The sequence below is a fragment of the Cohnella hashimotonis genome, assembly GCF_030014955.1.
GTDB classification, from domain to species: domain Bacteria; phylum Bacillota; class Bacilli; order Paenibacillales; family Paenibacillaceae; genus Cohnella; species Cohnella hashimotonis.
This window is the reverse complement of record NZ_JAGRPV010000001.1, coordinates 4,821,081-4,839,814: the sequence shown is the minus strand read 5'-3', so window position 1 is coordinate 4,839,814 and position 18,734 is coordinate 4,821,081. Positions and strand designations below refer to the sequence as shown.

The 18,734-nt window shown below is 59.9% G+C and carries 18 protein-coding genes; 16 read left to right on the top strand and 2 right to left on the bottom strand.

Annotation, left to right across the window (positions count from 1 at the left end; genetic code table 11):
• Positions 1 to 90 precede the first annotated feature (90 nt).
• The 3 genes from KB449_RS19535 to KB449_RS19525 are packed head-to-tail and all read left to right on the top strand — an operon-like array spanning position 91 to position 2,467.
• Complete coding sequence (locus KB449_RS19535) at positions 91 to 813, top strand: DCC1-like thiol-disulfide oxidoreductase family protein (RefSeq protein WP_282909962.1); 723 nt, start codon at positions 91 to 93, stop codon at positions 811 to 813.
• Positions 810 to 1,790 carry a DoxX-like family protein gene (locus KB449_RS19530; RefSeq protein ID WP_282909961.1) on the top strand — a complete coding sequence of 327 codons (981 nt, stop codon included), beginning with the start codon at positions 810 to 812 and terminating at the stop codon, positions 1,788 to 1,790. Before KB449_RS19535 ends, KB449_RS19530 begins: the two co-directional genes overlap by 4 nt.
• On the top strand, positions 1,787 to 2,467 hold the full coding sequence (locus tag KB449_RS19525; RefSeq protein WP_282909960.1) for a DUF4166 domain-containing protein: 681 nt from the start codon (positions 1,787 to 1,789) through the stop codon (positions 2,465 to 2,467). Before KB449_RS19530 ends, KB449_RS19525 begins: the two co-directional genes overlap by 4 nt.
• Positions 2,468 to 2,472: 5 nt before the next feature.
• Here the strand turns inward: KB449_RS19525 and KB449_RS19520 are convergent, their stop codons facing one another.
• Positions 2,473 to 2,907: a GNAT family N-acetyltransferase gene (locus KB449_RS19520; protein WP_282909959.1), complete on the bottom strand. Its 435-nt coding sequence runs from the start codon at positions 2,905 to 2,907 to the stop codon at positions 2,473 to 2,475.
• A gap of 648 nt (positions 2,908 to 3,555) precedes the next feature.
• Between KB449_RS19520 and ilvB the strand changes: the two genes are divergently transcribed.
• The 13 genes from ilvB (at position 3,556) to KB449_RS19455 (ending at position 18,389) form a co-directional block, all read left to right on the top strand.
• On the top strand, positions 3,556 to 5,301 hold the full coding sequence (ilvB, locus tag KB449_RS19515; RefSeq protein ID WP_282909958.1) for a biosynthetic-type acetolactate synthase large subunit: 1,746 nt from the start codon (positions 3,556 to 3,558) through the stop codon (positions 5,299 to 5,301).
• The gene (gene ilvN, locus KB449_RS19510; protein ID WP_282909957.1) at positions 5,298 to 5,786 is read left to right on the top strand and encodes an acetolactate synthase small subunit; all 489 of its coding nucleotides are present in this window, start codon (positions 5,298 to 5,300) and stop codon (positions 5,784 to 5,786) included. The genes ilvB and ilvN overlap by 4 nt, the downstream gene beginning before the upstream one ends.
• A gap of 209 nt (positions 5,787 to 5,995) precedes the next feature.
• On the top strand, positions 5,996 to 6,988 hold the full coding sequence (gene ilvC, locus KB449_RS19505; protein ID WP_090114013.1) for a ketol-acid reductoisomerase: 993 nt from the start codon (positions 5,996 to 5,998) through the stop codon (positions 6,986 to 6,988).
• Positions 6,989 to 7,093: 105 nt separating this feature from the next.
• The gene (locus KB449_RS19500; RefSeq protein ID WP_282909956.1) at positions 7,094 to 8,650 is read left to right on the top strand and encodes a 2-isopropylmalate synthase; all 1,557 of its coding nucleotides are present in this window, start codon (positions 7,094 to 7,096) and stop codon (positions 8,648 to 8,650) included.
• A 79-nt stretch (positions 8,651 to 8,729) separates the two neighbouring features.
• Positions 8,730 to 9,929, top strand: coding sequence for an aminotransferase-like domain-containing protein (locus tag KB449_RS19495; RefSeq protein ID WP_282909955.1), 1,200 nt, complete (start codon positions 8,730 to 8,732; stop codon positions 9,927 to 9,929).
• A gap of 460 nt (positions 9,930 to 10,389) precedes the next feature.
• Positions 10,390 to 11,649 carry a molybdopterin molybdotransferase MoeA gene (locus KB449_RS19490; protein ID WP_282909954.1) on the top strand — a complete coding sequence of 420 codons (1,260 nt, stop codon included), beginning with the start codon at positions 10,390 to 10,392 and terminating at the stop codon, positions 11,647 to 11,649.
• A complete protein-coding gene (mobA, locus tag KB449_RS19485) occupies positions 11,640 to 12,272 on the top strand; it encodes a molybdenum cofactor guanylyltransferase (protein WP_350356233.1) in 633 nt (210 codons plus the stop codon). The genes KB449_RS19490 and mobA overlap by 10 nt, the downstream gene beginning before the upstream one ends.
• A complete protein-coding gene (gene mobB, locus KB449_RS19480; protein WP_282909953.1) occupies positions 12,269 to 12,793 on the top strand; it encodes a molybdopterin-guanine dinucleotide biosynthesis protein B in 525 nt (174 codons plus the stop codon). Before mobA ends, mobB begins: the two co-directional genes overlap by 4 nt.
• 159 nt (positions 12,794 to 12,952) lie before the next feature.
• Complete coding sequence (gene leuB, locus KB449_RS19475; RefSeq protein WP_282909952.1) at positions 12,953 to 14,032, top strand: 3-isopropylmalate dehydrogenase; 1,080 nt, start codon at positions 12,953 to 12,955, stop codon at positions 14,030 to 14,032.
• 192 nt (positions 14,033 to 14,224) lie between these two features.
• Positions 14,225 to 14,773 (top strand): peroxiredoxin, encoded by a 549-nt coding sequence (locus KB449_RS19470; RefSeq protein WP_277565462.1) that lies wholly within the window; start codon positions 14,225 to 14,227, stop codon positions 14,771 to 14,773.
• 171 nt (positions 14,774 to 14,944) lie between these two features.
• The gene (locus KB449_RS19465; RefSeq protein ID WP_282909951.1) at positions 14,945 to 15,370 is read left to right on the top strand and encodes a hypothetical protein; all 426 of its coding nucleotides are present in this window, start codon (positions 14,945 to 14,947) and stop codon (positions 15,368 to 15,370) included.
• Between the two features lie 210 nt (positions 15,371 to 15,580).
• Positions 15,581 to 16,960, top strand: coding sequence for a two-component system sensor histidine kinase NtrB (locus KB449_RS19460; protein ID WP_282909950.1), 1,380 nt, complete (start codon positions 15,581 to 15,583; stop codon positions 16,958 to 16,960).
• A gap of 121 nt (positions 16,961 to 17,081) precedes the next feature.
• Positions 17,082 to 18,389 (top strand): MFS transporter, encoded by a 1,308-nt coding sequence (locus KB449_RS19455; RefSeq protein ID WP_282909949.1) that lies wholly within the window; start codon positions 17,082 to 17,084, stop codon positions 18,387 to 18,389.
• Positions 18,390 to 18,492: 103 nt separating this feature from the next.
• Here the strand turns inward: KB449_RS19455 and KB449_RS19450 are convergent, their stop codons facing one another.
• Positions 18,493 to 18,597: a YjcZ family sporulation protein gene (locus KB449_RS19450; RefSeq protein WP_282909948.1), complete on the bottom strand. Its 105-nt coding sequence runs from the start codon at positions 18,595 to 18,597 to the stop codon at positions 18,493 to 18,495.
• Between the last annotated feature and the right edge of the window lie 137 nt (positions 18,598 to 18,734).

Genomic DNA, 18,734 nt, shown 5'->3' with positions numbered 1-18,734 from the left:
TCCCTCGCGCGCCTGCCGTCCTACGGAAGTTGGAACTGCCGCGATCCGCCGCAGGACCCTACAATAAGAGCATGAAGGAGGCGGCGCGAGATGAGACGATACGTGGATATGGGAAAAAGCGGCACCGGCGCCCGCTTGCAGGCTGCAACGGAGCGCTCGCCGGAAAGCGGCATGCGGGACAACGAGGCTGATGTGTTCGTGCTGCTCGTGGACGGAGATTGCGTGATGTGCAGGGGCATCGCCCGCTTCGCGGCGAAGCGGGACCGGGCGGAGCGGCTGCGCTTCGCTGCGCAGGATTCCGCAGCCGGGCGGGAGCTGATGACGCGGCTGGGGCTCGAACTGCCGTCCGGCGGCAGCTTCGCGCTCGTCCGCGGCACGGCGTCGTGGACGCGCTCGGCGGCGGCGATCCGCACGCTCGCGGCGCTGGACGCGCCGTGGCCGGCGGCTGCCGCTGCGCTCCGGCTCGTGCCGGCCCGGCTGCGGGACGCCGTCTACGACGCCGTCGCCGCGCGAAGGCATCGGCTGGCGCGAAGAATGGGCGAGCGCTGTCCGGCGAGGCCTGACGAGCGATTGCGGCGGAGATTGCTCGAAGGCGGCGGCTGGACGGGAGAGGACGACATCGACGCTGCCGGCGCCATGGACGCGGACGCCGCGCATTCGTCCGGGCTCGCTGAAGCAGCCCCGGCGACGAATGCCGCAAAGCCTTTCCGGCATGCTGAAGCAGCCCCGGCGACGAATGCCGCGGAGCTGACCGGGCATGCTGAAGCAGCCCGGGCGACGAATGCCGCGGAGCTGAAAGGCGGGGCCCGATGAGCGGGCTGCGCGATCGTCGAGGGCCGGCGGGGGCGGGGCGTCCGATCTACGTCGAGATCGATGTCGCTTCGGATATGGAGGCGCTTTGGCGGCATACGCAGCAGCCCAAGCTTCATGAGCGTTGGGATCTGCGCTTTTCCGAGATCGATTACCTGCCCAAGGCTTCGTCCGGGGACGATCAAAATTTCCTCTATCTCACCCGAATCGGCTTCGGGCTCTCGATCCGCGGCACCGGCAAGTCGCGTGCGCCGAACGTCTCGGCGGACGGCGTGCGCACCTCGGTTCTCGCCTTCGGCGCGGATCATCCGCTCTCGCTCATCGGGCGCGGCGGCGGCTACTGGCGATATACGCCGCTGCCGGACGGCGGCGTGCGGTTCGTCACGCGCTTCGATTACCGCACGCGGTTCGGCCGCGCGGGGCGGTGGCTCGACCGGCTGTTATTCAGGCCGTTGTTCGGCTGGGCCACCGCATGGAGCTTCGACGCGCTGCGGCTGTGGCTCGACCGGGGCGTGCCGCCGGAGGAGAGCCTGCTGCGCGCCAAGCTGCATGCGCTCAGCATCGCCGTCTTGTCGCTGTGCTGGGCTTATTCCGGCCTCGTGCCGAAGTTGCTGTATCCCGCCGCTTCGGGCGAGCTGGACCTGCTGCGCGCGCTCGGCTGGTTTCCCGGCATCGAAGCGGCGATGACTTCAGCGCTTGGCGTTTGCGAGCTGCTGGTTGCGGGCACCGTGGCGTTCACGCGATCGCCGAGGCTGCTCACGTTGCAGGCGGTCGCGGTCTGCGCGCTGACGGCCGCAGCGTTGACAGGCACGCCCGCGCTGCTGTACGCGCCGTTCAATCCATTTGTCCTGGCGATGCTCATGCTGGCTGCAACGTTTGCCGCACGCTGGACGCGCAAGGGGCTCCCGTCCGCGAAGCGATGCCGAAGGCGGCCAGGTAGCCATAGCGATAAGACGGCCACAAAGGGGGAACTTGTATGAAGTCGATATTCGAAAAGGCGCTCGGGGAGAAGGAGTTCGCGAAGCTGCATCCAAAAATCCGCGAGCGCTTCGGATTCCACAGCGAAGAGGGAATTGCCTCGATCGGGCGAGGCGTGATGGAGGAGGTCCGGTATGCGAAATGGGCGGCACTGCCGCTTGCGGTCGGCGCGTCGCGTCACATCATGTTTCCCGAAGGCGGCCGTCAGATCCCGTTTTCGATCGAAAATTACGCTTACCGCGACGCGCTCGGCAGAGAAACGCTGACCATCAACCGCACGTTCCGCTTCGAGCGGTCGCTGCGCAGGTTCGACGCGACGATGGTGTACAGCGAGGAACGCGAACGCATCGTAGATTACCTGGGAAATAAACAGCATCTCGCGGTCGACCTGGACGCATGGGCGGCGCCGAACGGCGGCATTCAGATTCGTTCGGGCGAGCAGCGCTTCTACGAAGGACCGCTCGGCTTCCGTTTTCCGGCAACGCTCACCGGCTGCGCGGACGTATGCGAATGGTACGACGATGACGATGCCTGCTACCGCATCTCGGTATCGGTCCGCAATCCGTTGCTGGGCCGGATTTTTGCCTATAAAGGCGCGTTCCAAGTGGAGACCGCCCGCGTCGGCAAGGTGGGCATGCCGCTGCAGGCGGCGCCGCTCAGGCTGGAGCGCAGGGAATAATTCAATCAGAGCCACTTATACATTTCATAACATTTCATCGCTTCATGGCGCGCCACGACCGAGTAGCCGAGCCGCCGGTAAAATCGCGTGCCTGCCTCGTTTCCTTCGTCTACGTATAGCCTGGCGCGCAGGCAGCCGAGATTCCGGGCGTGGCGTTCCGCGCCGTTCATCAACCGGGACCCGTACCCTTTTCCCTGGCAAGAACGGTCCACGGCGAGCAGATCGACGAAGAGCGTATCGTGCTGTATGATAAGGTGCAGGAAGGCGCGGACTTTACTGCCTTCGGATGCGATAAGCGTCGAGCCCTGCGCGAGGCGCGCCTTCATATCTTTGCGGAGCTTCCGGCCGCCGGGCTGGGGATGGGGAGAGATGGGGATCAGCTCGCGGGTGACAATCCGGACGATCGCGGGCAGGTCGCCGCGCTTCAGCCAGCGCAACATGGGCATCGCCTCCAAAGCGGTCCGTATACGAATGGCGTATCTTTGAATAACATATGAAGGGATGGCGTCTCTGGCTCTCCGCATATGGACGATTGTGCCGTTTTAAAGGGAGCGCTGCGGGCTCGATCCTACTGGCGCCGGCTGACGGGATTATGGATATAAGCGGTAACATCGGTTGGCTTGACTGGTCAAAAGTGGATTTGTCCGAGACTTTAATCCTTGTCTTGACTAACGCTTCACCGGAGCATATAATGAGTACTACATTGATTCATCTTGAACAGCGTTGAAGAGGAAGATGCGGGTGGGCACTATCGCTCAGAGAGCGTCGGGATTGCTGAGACCGATGCCGATAACCCTGTACGCAAGGTCTCCTCGGAGCTGGTCTCCAGAACGGCTGCATGCAGCTTATTAAGGAGTCTCGGAATGGCGCACGTTATCGCGCCTGAAGTATGGACGTCCTCCGAGCGCTCGGAACGGCGGCATACTTGATGAGGCGCCGATTGCGAGATCGCGCGCGAATCCGGGTGGTACCGCGGAAGGAACAGCCTTTCGTCCCTGAACGTCTAGCAGACGTTCGGACGAAAGGCTTTTTTATTTTTGATTTGCAGCATACTGATTCAATAGAAGATTCATTAAGGAGGATGAAGGATGGTCGCGAACAGTGCCACGCTGAAGTCCAAGGAACAATTGATCGAGAAATGGGGCAAGCAAGAGGTCATCTCGGGATCCGAGATGCTGCTGCGCAGCCTGCTGCTCGAAGGTGTCGACTGCGTATTCGGCTATCCGGGCGGCGCCGTTCTGTATATTTACGATGCAATGTACGGCTTCGAAGACTTCAATCACCTGCTCACCCGTCACGAACAGGGTGCGATTCACGCGGCGGACGGCTATGCGCGCAGCACCGGCAAGGTCGGCGTCTGCATCGCAACGTCCGGCCCGGGCGCGACCAACCTCGTCACCGGCATCGCGACGGCGTACATGGATTCCGTGCCGCTGGTCGTCATCACCGGCAACGTCGCGACGACGCTGATCGGCACGGACGCCTTCCAGGAGGCGGACATCGTGGGCATTACGATGCCGATCACGAAGCACAGCTATCTGGTGCGCAAGGCCGAGGATCTGCCGCGCATCATTCACGAGGCGTTCCATATCGCCAACTCGGGCCGCAAGGGCCCCGTCCTGATCGACATTCCGAAGGACGTCTCCAATGAAAAGGCGCTGTTCAAGCCGCACACCGAAGTGAAGCTTCGCGGCTACAACCCGACCGTCCAGCCGAACAAGCAGCAGGTCGACAAGATGCTGCGCGCGATCGAGCAGGCGGAGCGTCCGGTGCTGCTGATCGGCGGCGGCGCAGTATACTCCGGCGCTCACGAGGAAGTACTGGCTTTTGCCGAGAAAACCGGCATCCCGGTTACGACGACGCTGCTCGGCCTCGGCGCGTTCCCTAGCGGACACGAGCTTCATATGGGCTTCCCGGGCATGCACGGTACCTGGACGGCCAACATGGCGATCCAGGAGTCGGATCTGCTCGTCAACATCGGCGCGCGGTTCGACGACCGCGTGACGGGCAAGCTCAATGGCTTCGCGCCGAACGCGAAGATCGTGCACGTCGACATCGATCCTGCGGAGATCGGCAAGAACGTACCGACCGACATCCCGATCGTCGGCGACGTCAAGGCCGTGCTGCAGCAGGCGATCGCCGGTGCCAAGTACGCGTCCAAGGCCGATGCCTGGCGCGCGCTGATCGCCGAGCGCAAGGCGGCTAAGCCGTTTGCGTACAAGGATTCGGACGAGGAGCTTAAGCCGCAGTGGGTCGTATCGATGATTCACGAGACGACGCACGGCGACGCGATCGTCACGACCGACGTCGGCCAGCACCAGATGTGGGCGGCGCAGTACTATCCGTTCAACAAGCCGCGTTCCTGGGTCACCTCCGGCGGCCTCGGCACGATGGGCTTCGGTTTCCCGTCGGCGATCGGCGCTCAGATGGGCAACCCGGACCGCACGGTCGTATCGATCAACGGCGACGGCGGCATGCAGATGTGCTCGCAGGAGCTCGCGATCTGCGCGATCAACAACATTCCGGTCAAGGTCGCCATCCTGAACAATCAGGTGCTCGGCATGGTCCGTCAGTGGCAGGAGCTCATCTACGACAATCGTTACAGCCACATCGACCTGGCCGGCAGTCCGGATTTCGTCAAGCTGGCAGAGGCTTACGGCGTCAAAGCCTTCCGCGCAACCAACAAAGACGAGGCCCGCTCGGCCTGGGAAGCGGCGCTCGCGCATGACGGTCCTGCCGTCGTCGAGTTCGTCGTCCGCAAGGGCGAGAACGTCTATCCGATGGTTACGCAGGGCAGCACGATCGATCAAATGCTGATGGGGGATGACGAATGAGCACCAGACATACGATCGCCATTCTCGTGAACGACCAGCCCGGCGTGCTGCAGCGGGTGTCAGGCCTGTTCGGACGCCGTGGCTTCAATATCGAGAGCATTACCGTCGGAACCTCCGAGGAGCCGGGCTTGTCCCGCATGGTCATCGTCACGAAGGGCGACGACCATACGCTCGAGCAGATCGAAAAGCAGCTATACAAGATTATCGACGTCATTAAAGTCGTGGATATCGGCAGCAGTCCGATGGTCGCCCGCGAGCTCGGCCTAATCAAGGTCGGCGCCGATCCTGCTGCCAGGCCCGAGATTCTCGGCATCGTCGACACATTCCGTGCGGCCGTCGTGGACATCAGCCCGAACAGCCTGATCGTCCAGGTCGTCGGCGATACCGACAAGATCGACGCCATGATCGAGCTGCTTAAGCCGTACGGCATCCGCGAGCTGTCGCGGACAGGCGTTACGGCGATGGCGCGGGGCAGCGCACGTTAAGCAAAGCGCTGCCGCGAAGCCGCCACCGGCATTATTATTCTCATCCGCTATCCCAGGAGCGGGTGTTCGAGGGGAGAACTCCCTTTCGCGGACAAGGCTTGTACCATGAGTCGGCCTCGCGCCGCGCGAATGCGGTTCTCCCTTGGGACGCCCGTTCCATGAGGGTCGCCTATATTTCCCAGCTTCACATACTAAGGAGGATCTTACCCATGGCAGTCAAACTGTTCCACGAAAAAGACGCCGACCTCGGCGCCCTGCAAAACAAAACGATCGCGGTCATCGGCTACGGCAGCCAAGGCCACGCCCAAGCGCAAAACCTGCGCGACAGCGGCCTGCAAGTCATCATCGGCCTTCGCGAAGGCAAGTCCGCTCAAGCGGCTCGCAACGACGGCTTCGAGGTATTTCCGGTAGCGGAAGCTGTCTCCAAGGCAGATGTCGTGCAGATCCTGATGCCTGACGAAACGCAAGCACGCGTTTACCGCGAAGAGATCGAGCCGAACCTGAAGAAGGGCGCAGCTCTCATGTTCTCCCACGGCTTCAACGTTCACTTCGGCCAGATCGTCGCTCCGAAGGATGCCGACGTCCTCCTCGTCGCGCCGAAGTCGCCGGGCCACATGGTTCGCCGTACGTACGTCGAAGGCTTCGGCGTTCCCGGCCTGATCGCGATCCACCAGAACGGCACCGGCAAGGCGTTCGAGATCGGCATGGCTTATGCCAAGGGCATCGGCTGTACCCGCGCGGGCGTCATCGAGACTTCGTTCCGCGAAGAGACCGAGACCGACCTGTTCGGCGAGCAAGCCGTTCTGTGCGGCGGCGCTACGGCGCTCGTCAAAGCCGGCTTCGAAACGCTGGTCGAAGGCGGCTACGCGCCTGAGATGGCTTACTTCGAAGTGCTTCACGAGCTCAAGCTGATCGTCGACATGATGTACGAAGGCGGCCTCGCTTCGATGCGCAGCTCGATCTCCAACACGGCTGAGTACGGCGACTACGTCACCGGCCCGCGCGTCGTCACCGACGAAACGAAGAAGGCGATGAAGGCTGTTCTGACGGACATCCAAACGGGCAAGTTCGCTCGCGACTTTATTCTCGAGAACCAATCCGGCAACGCGTTCATGACGGCTACCCGCCGCATCGAAGCGGAGCACCCGATCGAAGTCGTCGGCGCGCAGCTGCGCGGCCTGATGCACTGGATCAAGAAGTAAGAACAAGCTAACCCTATGTTATAATCGGGAGAAGGTCGGAGCATTTCGGCCTTCTCTTTCTCTCATCTGCATGACGATCGGAGGTGCGGGCCGACAGGCTCTGCCATGCGCAAAATTTATATGTTCGATACGACGCTCCGCGACGGTGAGCAGTCCCCGGGCGTCAACCTGAATACGCAGGAGAAGGTCGAGATCGCCCTGCAGCTCGAAAAGCTCGGCATCGACCGGATCGAAGCCGGCTTCCCGATCGCTTCGCCCGGCGACCTCGCCGCGGTGGGTGCGGTCGCCCGCGCCGTCAAGAACGCGTCCGTCACCGGATTGGCCCGTTCCCGCGAGAAGGACATCGACGCGGTCGTCGAAGCGCTGAAGGGCGCCCAGGATCCGCGCATCCACATCTTCCTCGCCACCTCGCCGATCCATCGCAAGCACAAGCTGCGCATGGAAAAGCACGAGGTGCTCGAAGCGGCGGAAGCGATGATCAAGTACGCGAAGAAGCACTTTTCCCAAGTGGAGTTCTCGGCGGAGGACGCCGGCCGCACGGAGATCGACTTCCTCGTCGAAGTGACAGCGCTTGCCGTCAAGCTGGGCGTATCCGTCGTGAACCTCCCGGACACGGTCGGCTACCTATCGCCTTACGAATACGGCAATATTTTCAAGACGATGAAGGAGCAAGTGCCCGGCATCGAGAAAGTGCAGTTGTCGGCGCATTGCCATGACGATCTGGGCTTGGCGACGGCCAACGCGCTGGCCGCGATTCAGAACGGCGCCGATCAGATCGAAGGCACGATCAACGGCATCGGCGAGCGCGCCGGCAACACGGCGCTTGAAGAAGTGGCGCTTGCGCTTTACACGCGCGGGGAGTTCTTCCAGGCGACGACCGGCCTGAACTTGCAGGAGATCGCCAAGACGAGCCGCCTCGTCAGCAAGCTGACGGGTATGCCTGTGCCCGGTAACAAGGCGATCGTCGGCGCGAACGCGTTCGCGCACGAATCCGGCATTCACCAGGACGGCGTATTGAAGGAGAAGACGACGTACGAGATCATTTCTCCGGCGACGATCGGCATGAAGGACAGCAAGCTCGTCCTCGGCAAGCATTCCGGCCGTCACGCTTTCCGCGAGAAGCTCGTCGATCTCGGCTTCGAAGGCTTGTCCGAGGAGCAGGTCAACGCCGCCTTCGGCAAGTTCAAGGACTTGGCCGATCGCAAGAAGGATGTCTCCAACGAAGATATTCTGGCGCTGCTCGAGGAGAAGATCATTGAGACGCCCGAAGTATTCGCACTCGAACAGCTCGTCGTATCGTTCGACAGCCATGCCGTGCCCAGCGCGACGGTCAAGCTGAAGACGCCGGCCGGCATCGGGTCGCATACGGCTGAGGGCAACGGCTCCGTTGATGCGATCTATCACGCGATCAATGCCCAGACGGGCGAGGTCGTCGAGCTGGACGACTATACGATCAAGTCGGTTACGGACGGCACGGACGCGCTTGGCGAGGTCCACGTCGTTCTCAAGCAGGGCGAGTACAGCGCGCAAGGCCGCGGCGTGAGCACCGACATTCTCGAAGCGAGCGCGCGCGCTTATGTCGATGCGCTGAACCGCCTTGTCGAGAAGCGGCAGGAGCCGCCTCGCACCAAGCGGGACCGCGACAACGTCACGTTGATTTAACCGCAAACGATTATTGAAGGCGGAGGCCCGCCGCTTCGAAGCTACGGACCGCCGTCATTTGAGAAATGGGGAACCCCGTATGAATTATAGATACTCCTCCAGACTCGGGAGCTTCTCCTCCTCGGCAGTCCGGGAAATTTTGAAGCTGACGCAAGGGGATTCGATCATCTCCTTCGCCGGCGGGCTGCCCGCTGAGGAGCACTTCCCGGTCGCCGCGGTGTCCGAAGCGTTCCAGCGCGTGATGGCGCAAGGCAACAAAGCGCTCCAATACGGCCTTACCGAAGGCTACCTGCCGCTGCGCGAGGCGCTTTGCGAGCGTATGGCGCGCAAGGGCTGTACCGTCACGCCTGATGACCTGCTGCTCACGACCGGCTCGCAGCAGGCGATCGATTTGCTGACGCGCATCTATATCGACCCGGGCGATACGATTCTCGTCGAACGTCCGACCTATTTGTCCGCGCTGCAGGTATTCCGCTCCTACGGGGCGGAGACCGTGTCCGTGGAAGGGGACAGCGACGGCCTGGACCTTGCGGATCTGGAAGCCAAGCTGCTCAAGTACAAGCCGAAGATGCTGTACGTCATTCCGACGTTCTCGAATCCGACCGGCAAAGCCTGGAATCTCGAACGCCGCAAAGCCGTGCTCGAGCTGTGCCAGCGTACGGATACGCTGATCCTCGAGGACGATCCGTACGGCGAACTGAAGTTCGGCGACGCGTCGCTGACGTATCCGTCGATTTTCTCGCTGGCGCCATCCGTCGCAGGCTCTTGCGTCGTTTATACGAGCACCTTCTCCAAGACGGTCGCTCCCGGTCTGCGCACCGGCTGGGTGATGGCGGATGCGGATATCATCCGCAACATGGCGCGCGCCAAGCAGGCGGCCGACCTGCAGTCCAGCACACTGGACCAGCAGACGCTGTACCAGCTGTTGACGCATTTCGATCTGGACGGTCACATCGAATTCGTCCGCACGGAGTATGAGAAGCGGATGGAGAACATGGTCGGTCTGCTGCAGCAGGAAGCATGGCCGGGCGTCAAATGGGAAGTGCCGAAGGGCGGCATGTTCATCTGGATCGAATTCCCGTCCTCGGTGAATACGGCCGATCTGCTGAAGACCGCAGTCGAGCACGGCGTCGCCTTCGTACCCGGCGTCTCCTTCTACGCCGAGCAGCCGGAACTGAACAAGGCGCGCTTTAACTTCTCGTACACGGACGAGGAGCGTTCGCGGCAGGGCATCGCGAGGCTGTCCAAGGCGCTGGCGCATGTTGGCGTCGGGGTGTAATTGTAGCAGGTAGCGCGATGGGGATTTAACATGCGGACGCACCGTCCGTCGAGAAATCGACGACGGTGCGTTATTTATTTGCGCGCATTCCATTATCCCATTGAATCAGCCAGGTCTTTCGTTTTAAATCAGCTTCGTTTAACGTCAGCAAATCGGTCGGTCATCGCCGAAAGAAATCCCGGTTGTGCCGGAAGGTGCGCGGAGCTTGCACTATTGCGACCCGGGGAGAAATGATACAATAGTTAACATTGGCGGTTCAGCCCATGCGAATCCTGTCGTTCGGACGCTATTGGAGGTGCTGCTTCTAATAGTGACAGATTGGACCGCCTGCTTTAAATGAGGTCGATCTGAGCCGATGGGATAATGGAATGCGCTCGCAAATATTGCATATATCACTTCTGATAAACCAATATATGGAAATGTTTTAAATAGAGGGTTTGAATGGGGTTGGGTTCAGAAAATGAGTGGACGCCGGGACGCGATATCTCTTGAAGAAGCGCAGCGGCGCATTTTAGCCTGGGCGAAGCCGATCGGTGCGGATGAGGTTCCGCTGCTTCAGGCGCAAGGCCTTCGTTTGGCTGAGGCGGCACGGACGGAATCGCCGATGCCGGCGTTTGCGCGCGCGGGCATGGACGGCTATGCCGTTTGGGCTGCGGATCTGGCGACCGCGTCTCCGCAGAGCCCGGTCCTGCTCAAGATTGTGGAGGGCGACGCTCGCGGCGCGCTCTACTATAGCATTCGTTCGGGCGAGGCTATGCGCGTCGGAACAGGCGGCCCGCTGCCCGAAGGCGCGGATACGGTCGTAATGCAAGAAGCGGTATCGATTAAGCAGGACGAAGACGGCACGAGACGCGCTGTTTTCTTGCGGTCGGAGACCGCTGGCAGGCATGTTACCGCGCGAGGCGCGGAGGCAGCGGCGGGCAGCGTGCTTATCGCGGCAGGAACGCGCATCGGGCCCGGACAAGCGGCGCTGCTGGCCTCGCTCGGCGCTGCAAGGCCTTGCGTTTACCGCAAGCCGCGGATCGTCGTCGTTACGGCCGGTGACGATGTCGTGCCCGTCGAATCCGAGCCGGGCATCGGGCAAGTCCGCAACGGCAATCTGCCGATGCTGCGGATGCTAATCGAATCGGCGGCCGGGGAAACGGCATGGGATGCGCATGTGCCGGACGAGCCGGACCAAGCGCAACAAACGTTGCTGCGCGGCCTTGCCGATGCCGATTTAGTTATCGTATCAGGCGGCATTTCCGTCGGAGACACGGATATTATGGGCAGATTGTTCGGGGGAGCCGGTCCTGGCCTCTTATTTTCCAAGCTGGCTATTCGGCCCGGAAGCGCGTCGAGCGCGATCGTATTGGACGGCAAGCTGCTCATCGGACTGTCCGGCAATCCGGGCGCCTGCTTTGCCGGCTTCGAGCTGTTGGCGCGACCGGCGATCGAGCGGCTCGGCGGGGGCAGCGGCGAGTTGAAATGGTGCCAGGCGCGTTTGGCTGAAGGCAGCGTAAAAAGCAATGCCAATCCCCGATTTTTGCGCGGTGTGGTCTGGATCGAAGGAGGGATGCTTATGGCCCGTCCCTGTGCCGAGAACAGTTCGTCGGGGCTCATCTCGATAGGCGAGGCCAATGCGCTGCTTGCGATTCCGCCGTCCGCTGAAGAGACGCGGGCAGGCGCGACGATTGACGTTCGGCTGCTTCCGGGCTGGCAGGACCGTGCATGGCAATGATATCCGTATGGAATGGACAATCTAACGATGCGATAACGGATTGCCATGCTGTCGTTTTATGCGGCGGCGCGGGGAGAAGGATGGGTGCACGCAAGGAGCTGCTCGATTTCAACGGAGAGCCGCTGCTTTTCCGGTTGTGCAGAAGCCTATCGAACATTGCCCGACAGTTGACGGTTGTGACGGATGTTAAACGCGAATACGATTTTCTCCCGAGGGAAGTTCGAGTGATTGCGGATCAGGTCGCTGACTTCGGCCCTGTCGCCGGCATTTGCGCGGGCATGGCTGCTTCGAGTTTTCCGCTGCAGCTCGTCGTCGCCTGCGACTACCCGCTCGCCGGACCGCAGGTATGGCGAGCGCTCGCAGACACGCTGGCGCTGCACCCGGAGGCCGACGCTGTTTTGCCTGAGGTCGGCGGCAAGCTTCATCCGTTGTGCGCTTTGTATCGCAGCCGCACGCTTGCGACATGGCAAGCTGCGCTGGATGGCGGAAATAAGCGGGTAATGGCGGCGACGGAACGCATGCGAATCGTCAGTTGGGTGCCGGAAGACGGAGCGACAAACGCGCTTATGAATATGAATACGCCGGAGGATTACCGGCTAGCGAAGGAGCGCCTGCGCCTATGAGTGCCCAGCCTACTGTTATTCAGATCGTAGGTTATGCGGACAGCGGCAAAACGACGCTCCTCTGCGCCCTGGTCCGTCATCTGACGAGCCTCGGCATGACAGTCGCTACGCTCAAGCATCACGGACACCCGCCGGACGCCACCGAGAGGGAAGGCACGGCGACGCTCGACCTGCCGGATAAGGATACTGCGCTTCATCTGGCGGCCGGAGCAGTGGGGACCGGCGCCTCCTCGGCGGCTGTATCGGCCGTCTGGACGCCGGGCGAAGCTTCGCTGGAGGAGCTGGCGAAGCGGCTGCCGCCAGCAGACTTGATCTTGGCCGAGGGCTTCAAACGATCCCCGTACGCCAAGTGGGTGCTCCTGCGCGAAACGCGCGACGTCGTACTGCTTGACGCGCTGATCAACGTTATCGGCGTCTCCGCTTCTTTTCCGTTTTCGCATCCGATTCTGCCCGTCGTGGACCGGAACGAGATCGGACGAATCGCGGCATTGGCACTCGCCGCGGTTCGCATGCCATTGTGATGCAGTATCCTGTTTGTTGTAAATGCGCACTTTGCTGCCGCTCATAGTCATGAACTATTAACGGCATAGTTTTTATGTTTTGGACGAGATCCGCGATATGTGCTACAACTAAACATAGCAATCGGAATGGAACCTAAGTCGGGAGTGAACTTTAAGCTTATGGCAGAAGTGAAGAAAATAGCGGTCATCGCCGGCGACGGCATCGGCCCGGAAGTCGTCGGTGAAGCGATAAAGGTATTGAAAAAAACGGAAGAGCTGTTCGGTTATAAGTTTGAGCTCGAGCACGGCCTGTTCGGCGGTATCGCCATCGACGAGAAGGGTACGCCGCTACCGCAAGAGACGCTAGACATTTGCCAGCGCGCGGACGCTGTGCTGCTCGGCGCCGTCGGCGGCCCGAAGTGGGACAACAACTCGAAGGAGCTGCGCCCCGAGACGGGATTGCTCGGCATCCGCAAGGCGCTCGGCCTGTTCTCCAACATCCGTCCGGCCGTCGTATTCGATTGCCTGAAGGACGCCTCTACGCTGAAGCCTGAAGTGCTCGAAGGCACCGATCTCATCGTCGTGCGCGAGCTGACCGGCGGCATCTACTTCGGCGAGAAGTTCCGCCGTGAAGGCGCGGGCGGTCAAGAAGCGATCGATACTTGCGTGTACAACGTGCAGGAGATCGAGCGTATCGTCCGCCAAGGCTTCGAGATCGCGCAAAAGCGCCGCAAGAAGCTCGCATCGGTCGACAAGGCGAACGTCCTCGAGACGAGCCGTCTGTGGCGTGAGACCGTCAACAAGATCGCGCCGGAATATCCGGACGTCGAGCTTGAGCACGTCCTCGTCGACAACTGCGCGATGCAGCTGCTGCGCCGCCCGTCCAGCTTCGACGTCATCGTGACGGAGAACATGTTCGGCGACATCTTGAGCGACGAAGCCGCCATGCTGACCGGTTCGATCGGCATGCTGTCGTCCGCTTCGCTGGGCGAAGGCAGCTTCGGCCTGTATGAGCCGGTTCACGGCTCCGCGCCGGATATCGCGGGTCAAGGCATCTCCAACCCGATCGCAACCATCTTGTCCGTTGCGCTCATGTTCCAACTGACTTTCGGTTATGCCGAAGCGGCTGAAGTCATCGAGCGAGCCGTCAAGCAAGTGCTTGACGCCGGCCACCGTACGGGCGACATCGCGGTCGACAAGAGCCAGGCGATCGGCACGACGGCGATGGGCGATCTGATCGTAGCTGCGATGGTTCGCTAAATCGCGTCAGCTACTGTCGAAAGCCGGCGGACAACCGATTCGGGCCAGCTTGCATCGCGACGGTGAGATTAGATTAGAATAATTTCAAACAAGTAATCACTACAGCTTGATTTTCATTCTCACTCTATGATACTATCGTTTATAGCAAATAAGGCCCGGCTTTGTAGTCGGAATTACAGGAGGTAATTGTCAATGGCAGAGCGTTTGGTCGGCCGCGAGGCCCCGCACTTTAACCTGGAGACTGTGTCCGGTGACGGCAAGGAATTCGGCAGAGCGTCCCTTACGGATTACAAGGGCAAGTGGCTCGTATTCTTCTTCTATCCGCTGGACTTCACCTTCGTATGCCCGACGGAGATCGTCGCGCTGTCCGAAGCTTACGACCAGTTCAAGGCGCTGAATACTGAAGTTCTCGGCGTCAGCGTGGACAGCGTCCACAGCCACAAGGCTTGGATCAACACCCCTAAGAACGACAACGGCCTCGGTCAGCTGAACTTCCCGCTGGCTGCCGACATCACGAAGCAAGCGGCACGCGACTACGGCGTACTGATCGAAGAAGAAGGCATCGCGCTGCGCGGCCTGTTCATCATCGACCCGGACGGCGTACTGAAGTACCAAGTCGTCAACCACAACGACGTGGGCCGTAGCGTCGAAGAGACGCTCCGCGTACTCCAAGCCCTGCAATCCGGCGGGCTGTGCCCAATCAACTGGAAGCCGGGCGACAAGAACCTGGTTGCCAACTAATCGAATATCGTTTCGGCCGAAGGCGCATGCTCCCGCATGCGCCTTTGGCATCCTTTAGACGGCAGCCCTTTTATTGACTTTTGGGAATCGTGGCAGGAATTTGCCGTTTTAGAGGAGAATATAGTGAATCATCCGGCAATGCCATACACGTCCATAAGGGAGGGGAAGTCGATGTCATTCTGTTGCGGAGCCAGCATGATCGGGACCAAGGGAACGCTGAAGCACTATCGCACGCGAATTCACAACGTCCCGATTCTGTTTTGCCCGGTATGCCACCGGGTCGAGGTGCATTACCTGGTCGAGAACGAATATGAGATTTTGGCCGATTACGCGCACGGCGACGGCGCGTCGGAGGTAGACTTCCAGGACTACGTGGACGAGTCGGAAAAGGATCTGCACGAGAACTCGGTCAACAACGAGGAAGAGGATCCGCTCGTCATGGTGCAGAATCAGATCGACATGGGGCTGGACCTTCTCACCTTCGCCAAGAAGATCGGAGACGAGGAGTGGGAGCGGCAGCTCAAGCGCCGACTCGGCGTGCTGAGCCAGCGCCGGCACAAGCTCCGCCTCAAGCGGACGACGGGCGGGGCGCTGTAGCACAATCGTTTCCGACACATCCGACACATCCGACACATCCGACACATACAGCAGGCGAGGACGCCGCTTCCGGATATGCGACTTTTTACTCAAGTCCGGTCCGAGAGCGGCGTTTTTTGCGTTTTTATTCGACATCTTCTCCGATTGACAGCTTTCCCATTCCTTTACTATGATGGACTTGACGCAAGGGCGAGCCTGGAGGAATACGGCATGGAGAAATGGAGAACGAGATATTTCCCGGTTCTCGTGGAGTATGTGCTGCACGAAGACACGAGGGAGGGATACGATCTGAGCGAGCTGCTCGACCTGCTGAATGGCGTTCCCGCTGAGCACATTTTCGAGCAACACGAGGAGAACGTTCGCCTGCTCGTCTCGCATGCGGATAGCGAGGACAGGCTGGCGCTCATGCATCGGAGTCTGTTGTTTCTTCACGAGATTCTTGGCAGTCACACCTGTTCCGAGTCGGCTGCGGCCAAGGAAGAACACTTGCCCGAAGATTTGATACAGGCCGCGGCGAAGGCCATACCGCTCCAGGAAGAGAGACCGAGTCGCTTCGAGACGGTGCTTCAGCATCTGGATAGCGGGATCGCGCTGTTCGAGCCCGGCGGGACGCTTCGATTTTTGAACGTGCCGATGGCTCGGCTGCTGCAAGCGCCAAGGCGCATATTGATCGGCCAGAGCCTCCGCCAACTATTGTTTCATCCCAGCTTGAGCCGTTCGCTGCGGCTTATTTTTATTCGCATGTACAGGCAGTTGAAGTACGATCGACGCGCACAGGGCGAATTTCAGGACGGCAGCCGCTATTTGCTGATTAGTATCTCCCAGATCGAAGAGCTAGATGGGGATATTCTCGTCAGCATCAAGGACGTATCCGAGCACAAGCAGATTGAGCAGAGCGCTTTTCAGAACGACAAGCTGGCCATGCTGGGCAAGATCGCTGCGGCGATCGCCCATGAGATCCGCAATCCGCTGACGAGCATCCGAGGATTCATTCAGCTGCTGAAGCCATATCTGGAGTCGATCGGCAAGCAGGAGTACGCGCGAATCATTTTATCCGAGATCGACAGAGCGAACGACATTATTTACGAATTTCTTAATTCGTCCAAGCCTTCCGCGCCGATGACCCAGACCGTGCTCGTAGGCCTGCTGCTCAAGGAGACGATCCTGCTGACCGAGAGCGAGGCGCACATGCAGGGGGTCGAAATGACCTGCGAGATATTCGATCCGTACCTGACGATCTCGATCGACGTCAAGCAGATCAAACAAGTGATTTTGAACATGGTGAAAAATGCTTTGGATGCGGTTGCACACGTAGCGGAAAAGCGCAGGCCGAACATTCGGCTGTCTGCGCGCAAAGAACGCGGATATGCCGTTATCAGCATTGCGGACAATGGGCGAGGGATGGACCGCGAGACGTTGAGCAGACTATTCGATCCTTTCTTTACGACGAAGTTCGAAGGGACCGGACTCGGTCTGTCGGTGAGCTACCGAATCATCCGGAATCATGGCGGCACGGTTCAGGTAGACAGCCGACTCGGAGAGGGGACGGAGTTTATGATTTATCTACCATTCGTAGGGGAAAAAGAGTAGAATCGGATTGAACGAAAGCGCGCTCCGCGACGGCTACGTCACGGGGCTTTTTTATGTCGCCTGACGGCAGCAGCTCGGGCGAGGCGGTTGATAGATTCGGTACAACATGGGGGAACTGACGGTGACCAAACGCATGCGAATCGCGGGTCTGGATATTCAGCGACTGCTGCGAAGCAGATTTAACGATTCAGAGACCAGACGCGGATTGCGAGCCTCCCTAATGGAAGGCATCCCTGCCACGATAATCGCCAATCTGCTCGGCGGACCCTTGCAGACGGCGTTTTTGTTGTACATGGGGTTTCAATCCGAGCAAATCGGCTTGATCGCCGCCATTCCTTCTTTGACGCTGCTTGCGCAGATCTTCATGGCGTTTGCCATGGAGCGCTGGAGAGACCGCCGAAAGGTCACTACGATTCTCGGCGTCGGCCATCGGACATTGTGGATATGTACGGGGTTGATCCCTTTATTATTTCCCCACGCGGCTTGGGCGCCGATGTACATGCTTGTTTTTCTCTGTTCTTTTACGCTGGCGCAAGCCAGTGGCGTCATTTGGACTTCGCTTATGGCCGATATCGTGCCGCCTCCAGTGCGGGGACGCTACTTCGGTATCCGCAACACGATTCATTGGGCGGTGGCCAGTCTGACGTTGCTGCTCGGCGGACAACTCATGGACTGGCTGCCTGGCGAGCGCGGCTTTACCATTCTATTCGTAGTTTCTGCGTTTTGCGTGGTCTGGAACGGCATCGAGCTGTCCCGTTATGCCAATCCTCCTTTCGAGAGCGCAGGCGGTGGGCTCTCCGCTTCCTTAATCCTCAAGCCCTTCCGCGATCGGCCCTTTTTATCTGCGGCCTCCTTCATCACGCTATTCATCTTGATTCAAAACATTGTCGTACCGCTTTTTGCCTATGCTATGCTAAATTTACTGAATCTGAGCTACAGCAGCGTCACATTGATTACGATGATTCAAAATATAGTGATGATGATCAGCTATATTTTCTGGGGAAATTTGAATGCGCGTTTTTCCGCGCGCCAGCTGCTTACTTGGACGTTCCCGATCATCGCTCTCGCCTGTATCGTATGGTTTGGCATGGCTGCGCTGCCGGTTCTGCTGATTCTCGGGCTGTCGCACATACTCCTCGGCATCGGGTTAGGCGGCTACAATTTGCTCGTGTTCAATTTTTTGATCGGGGATACGCCGAAGGCGGACAGACCGATCTACATCGCGGTGTTCTCGGCATTGACCGGCATAGCCGGCTTCATCGGACCGAACATCGGGGGCTGGCTCTTCAAGGCCGCAGACAATGCGCCTGCGTGGCTGCAGGATTACGGAGTCGTCGGATTAACCGGGTTCGCTTTGCTTCTTCCCGCGGTCGCGATCGCTCCGTTCGTTTTTAGAAGCGCGCGAATCTCGCGTAACAGGGCAAACTGACCAGTTGATGGCGAGGCGCCGACACTATTGAAAACGCAAAAAAAGCCCGCTGCGCGATAGGCGCAAGCGGGACAGTAGGAGGAATTGCCAGAGGCAAGAGCTCTTAGTACAGGCCGATGCCCGCACGAAGAATGATCACGAGAAGAATGAAGAGGACGAGGACGAATGCTGCTCCGCCGCCGTAACCTGCGCCAGCTACTCCGCTCATTTGCTACACCTCCGAGGCTTTGGATTGTGGTGACTTCCACATCCCTAATATATGTGCCGCTGCCAAATCGGACTGTCCATTCGCCTATTTGCGCAATAAAAAGCGAGCGCTAGCCAAGCCGACACCATTAAACGGCA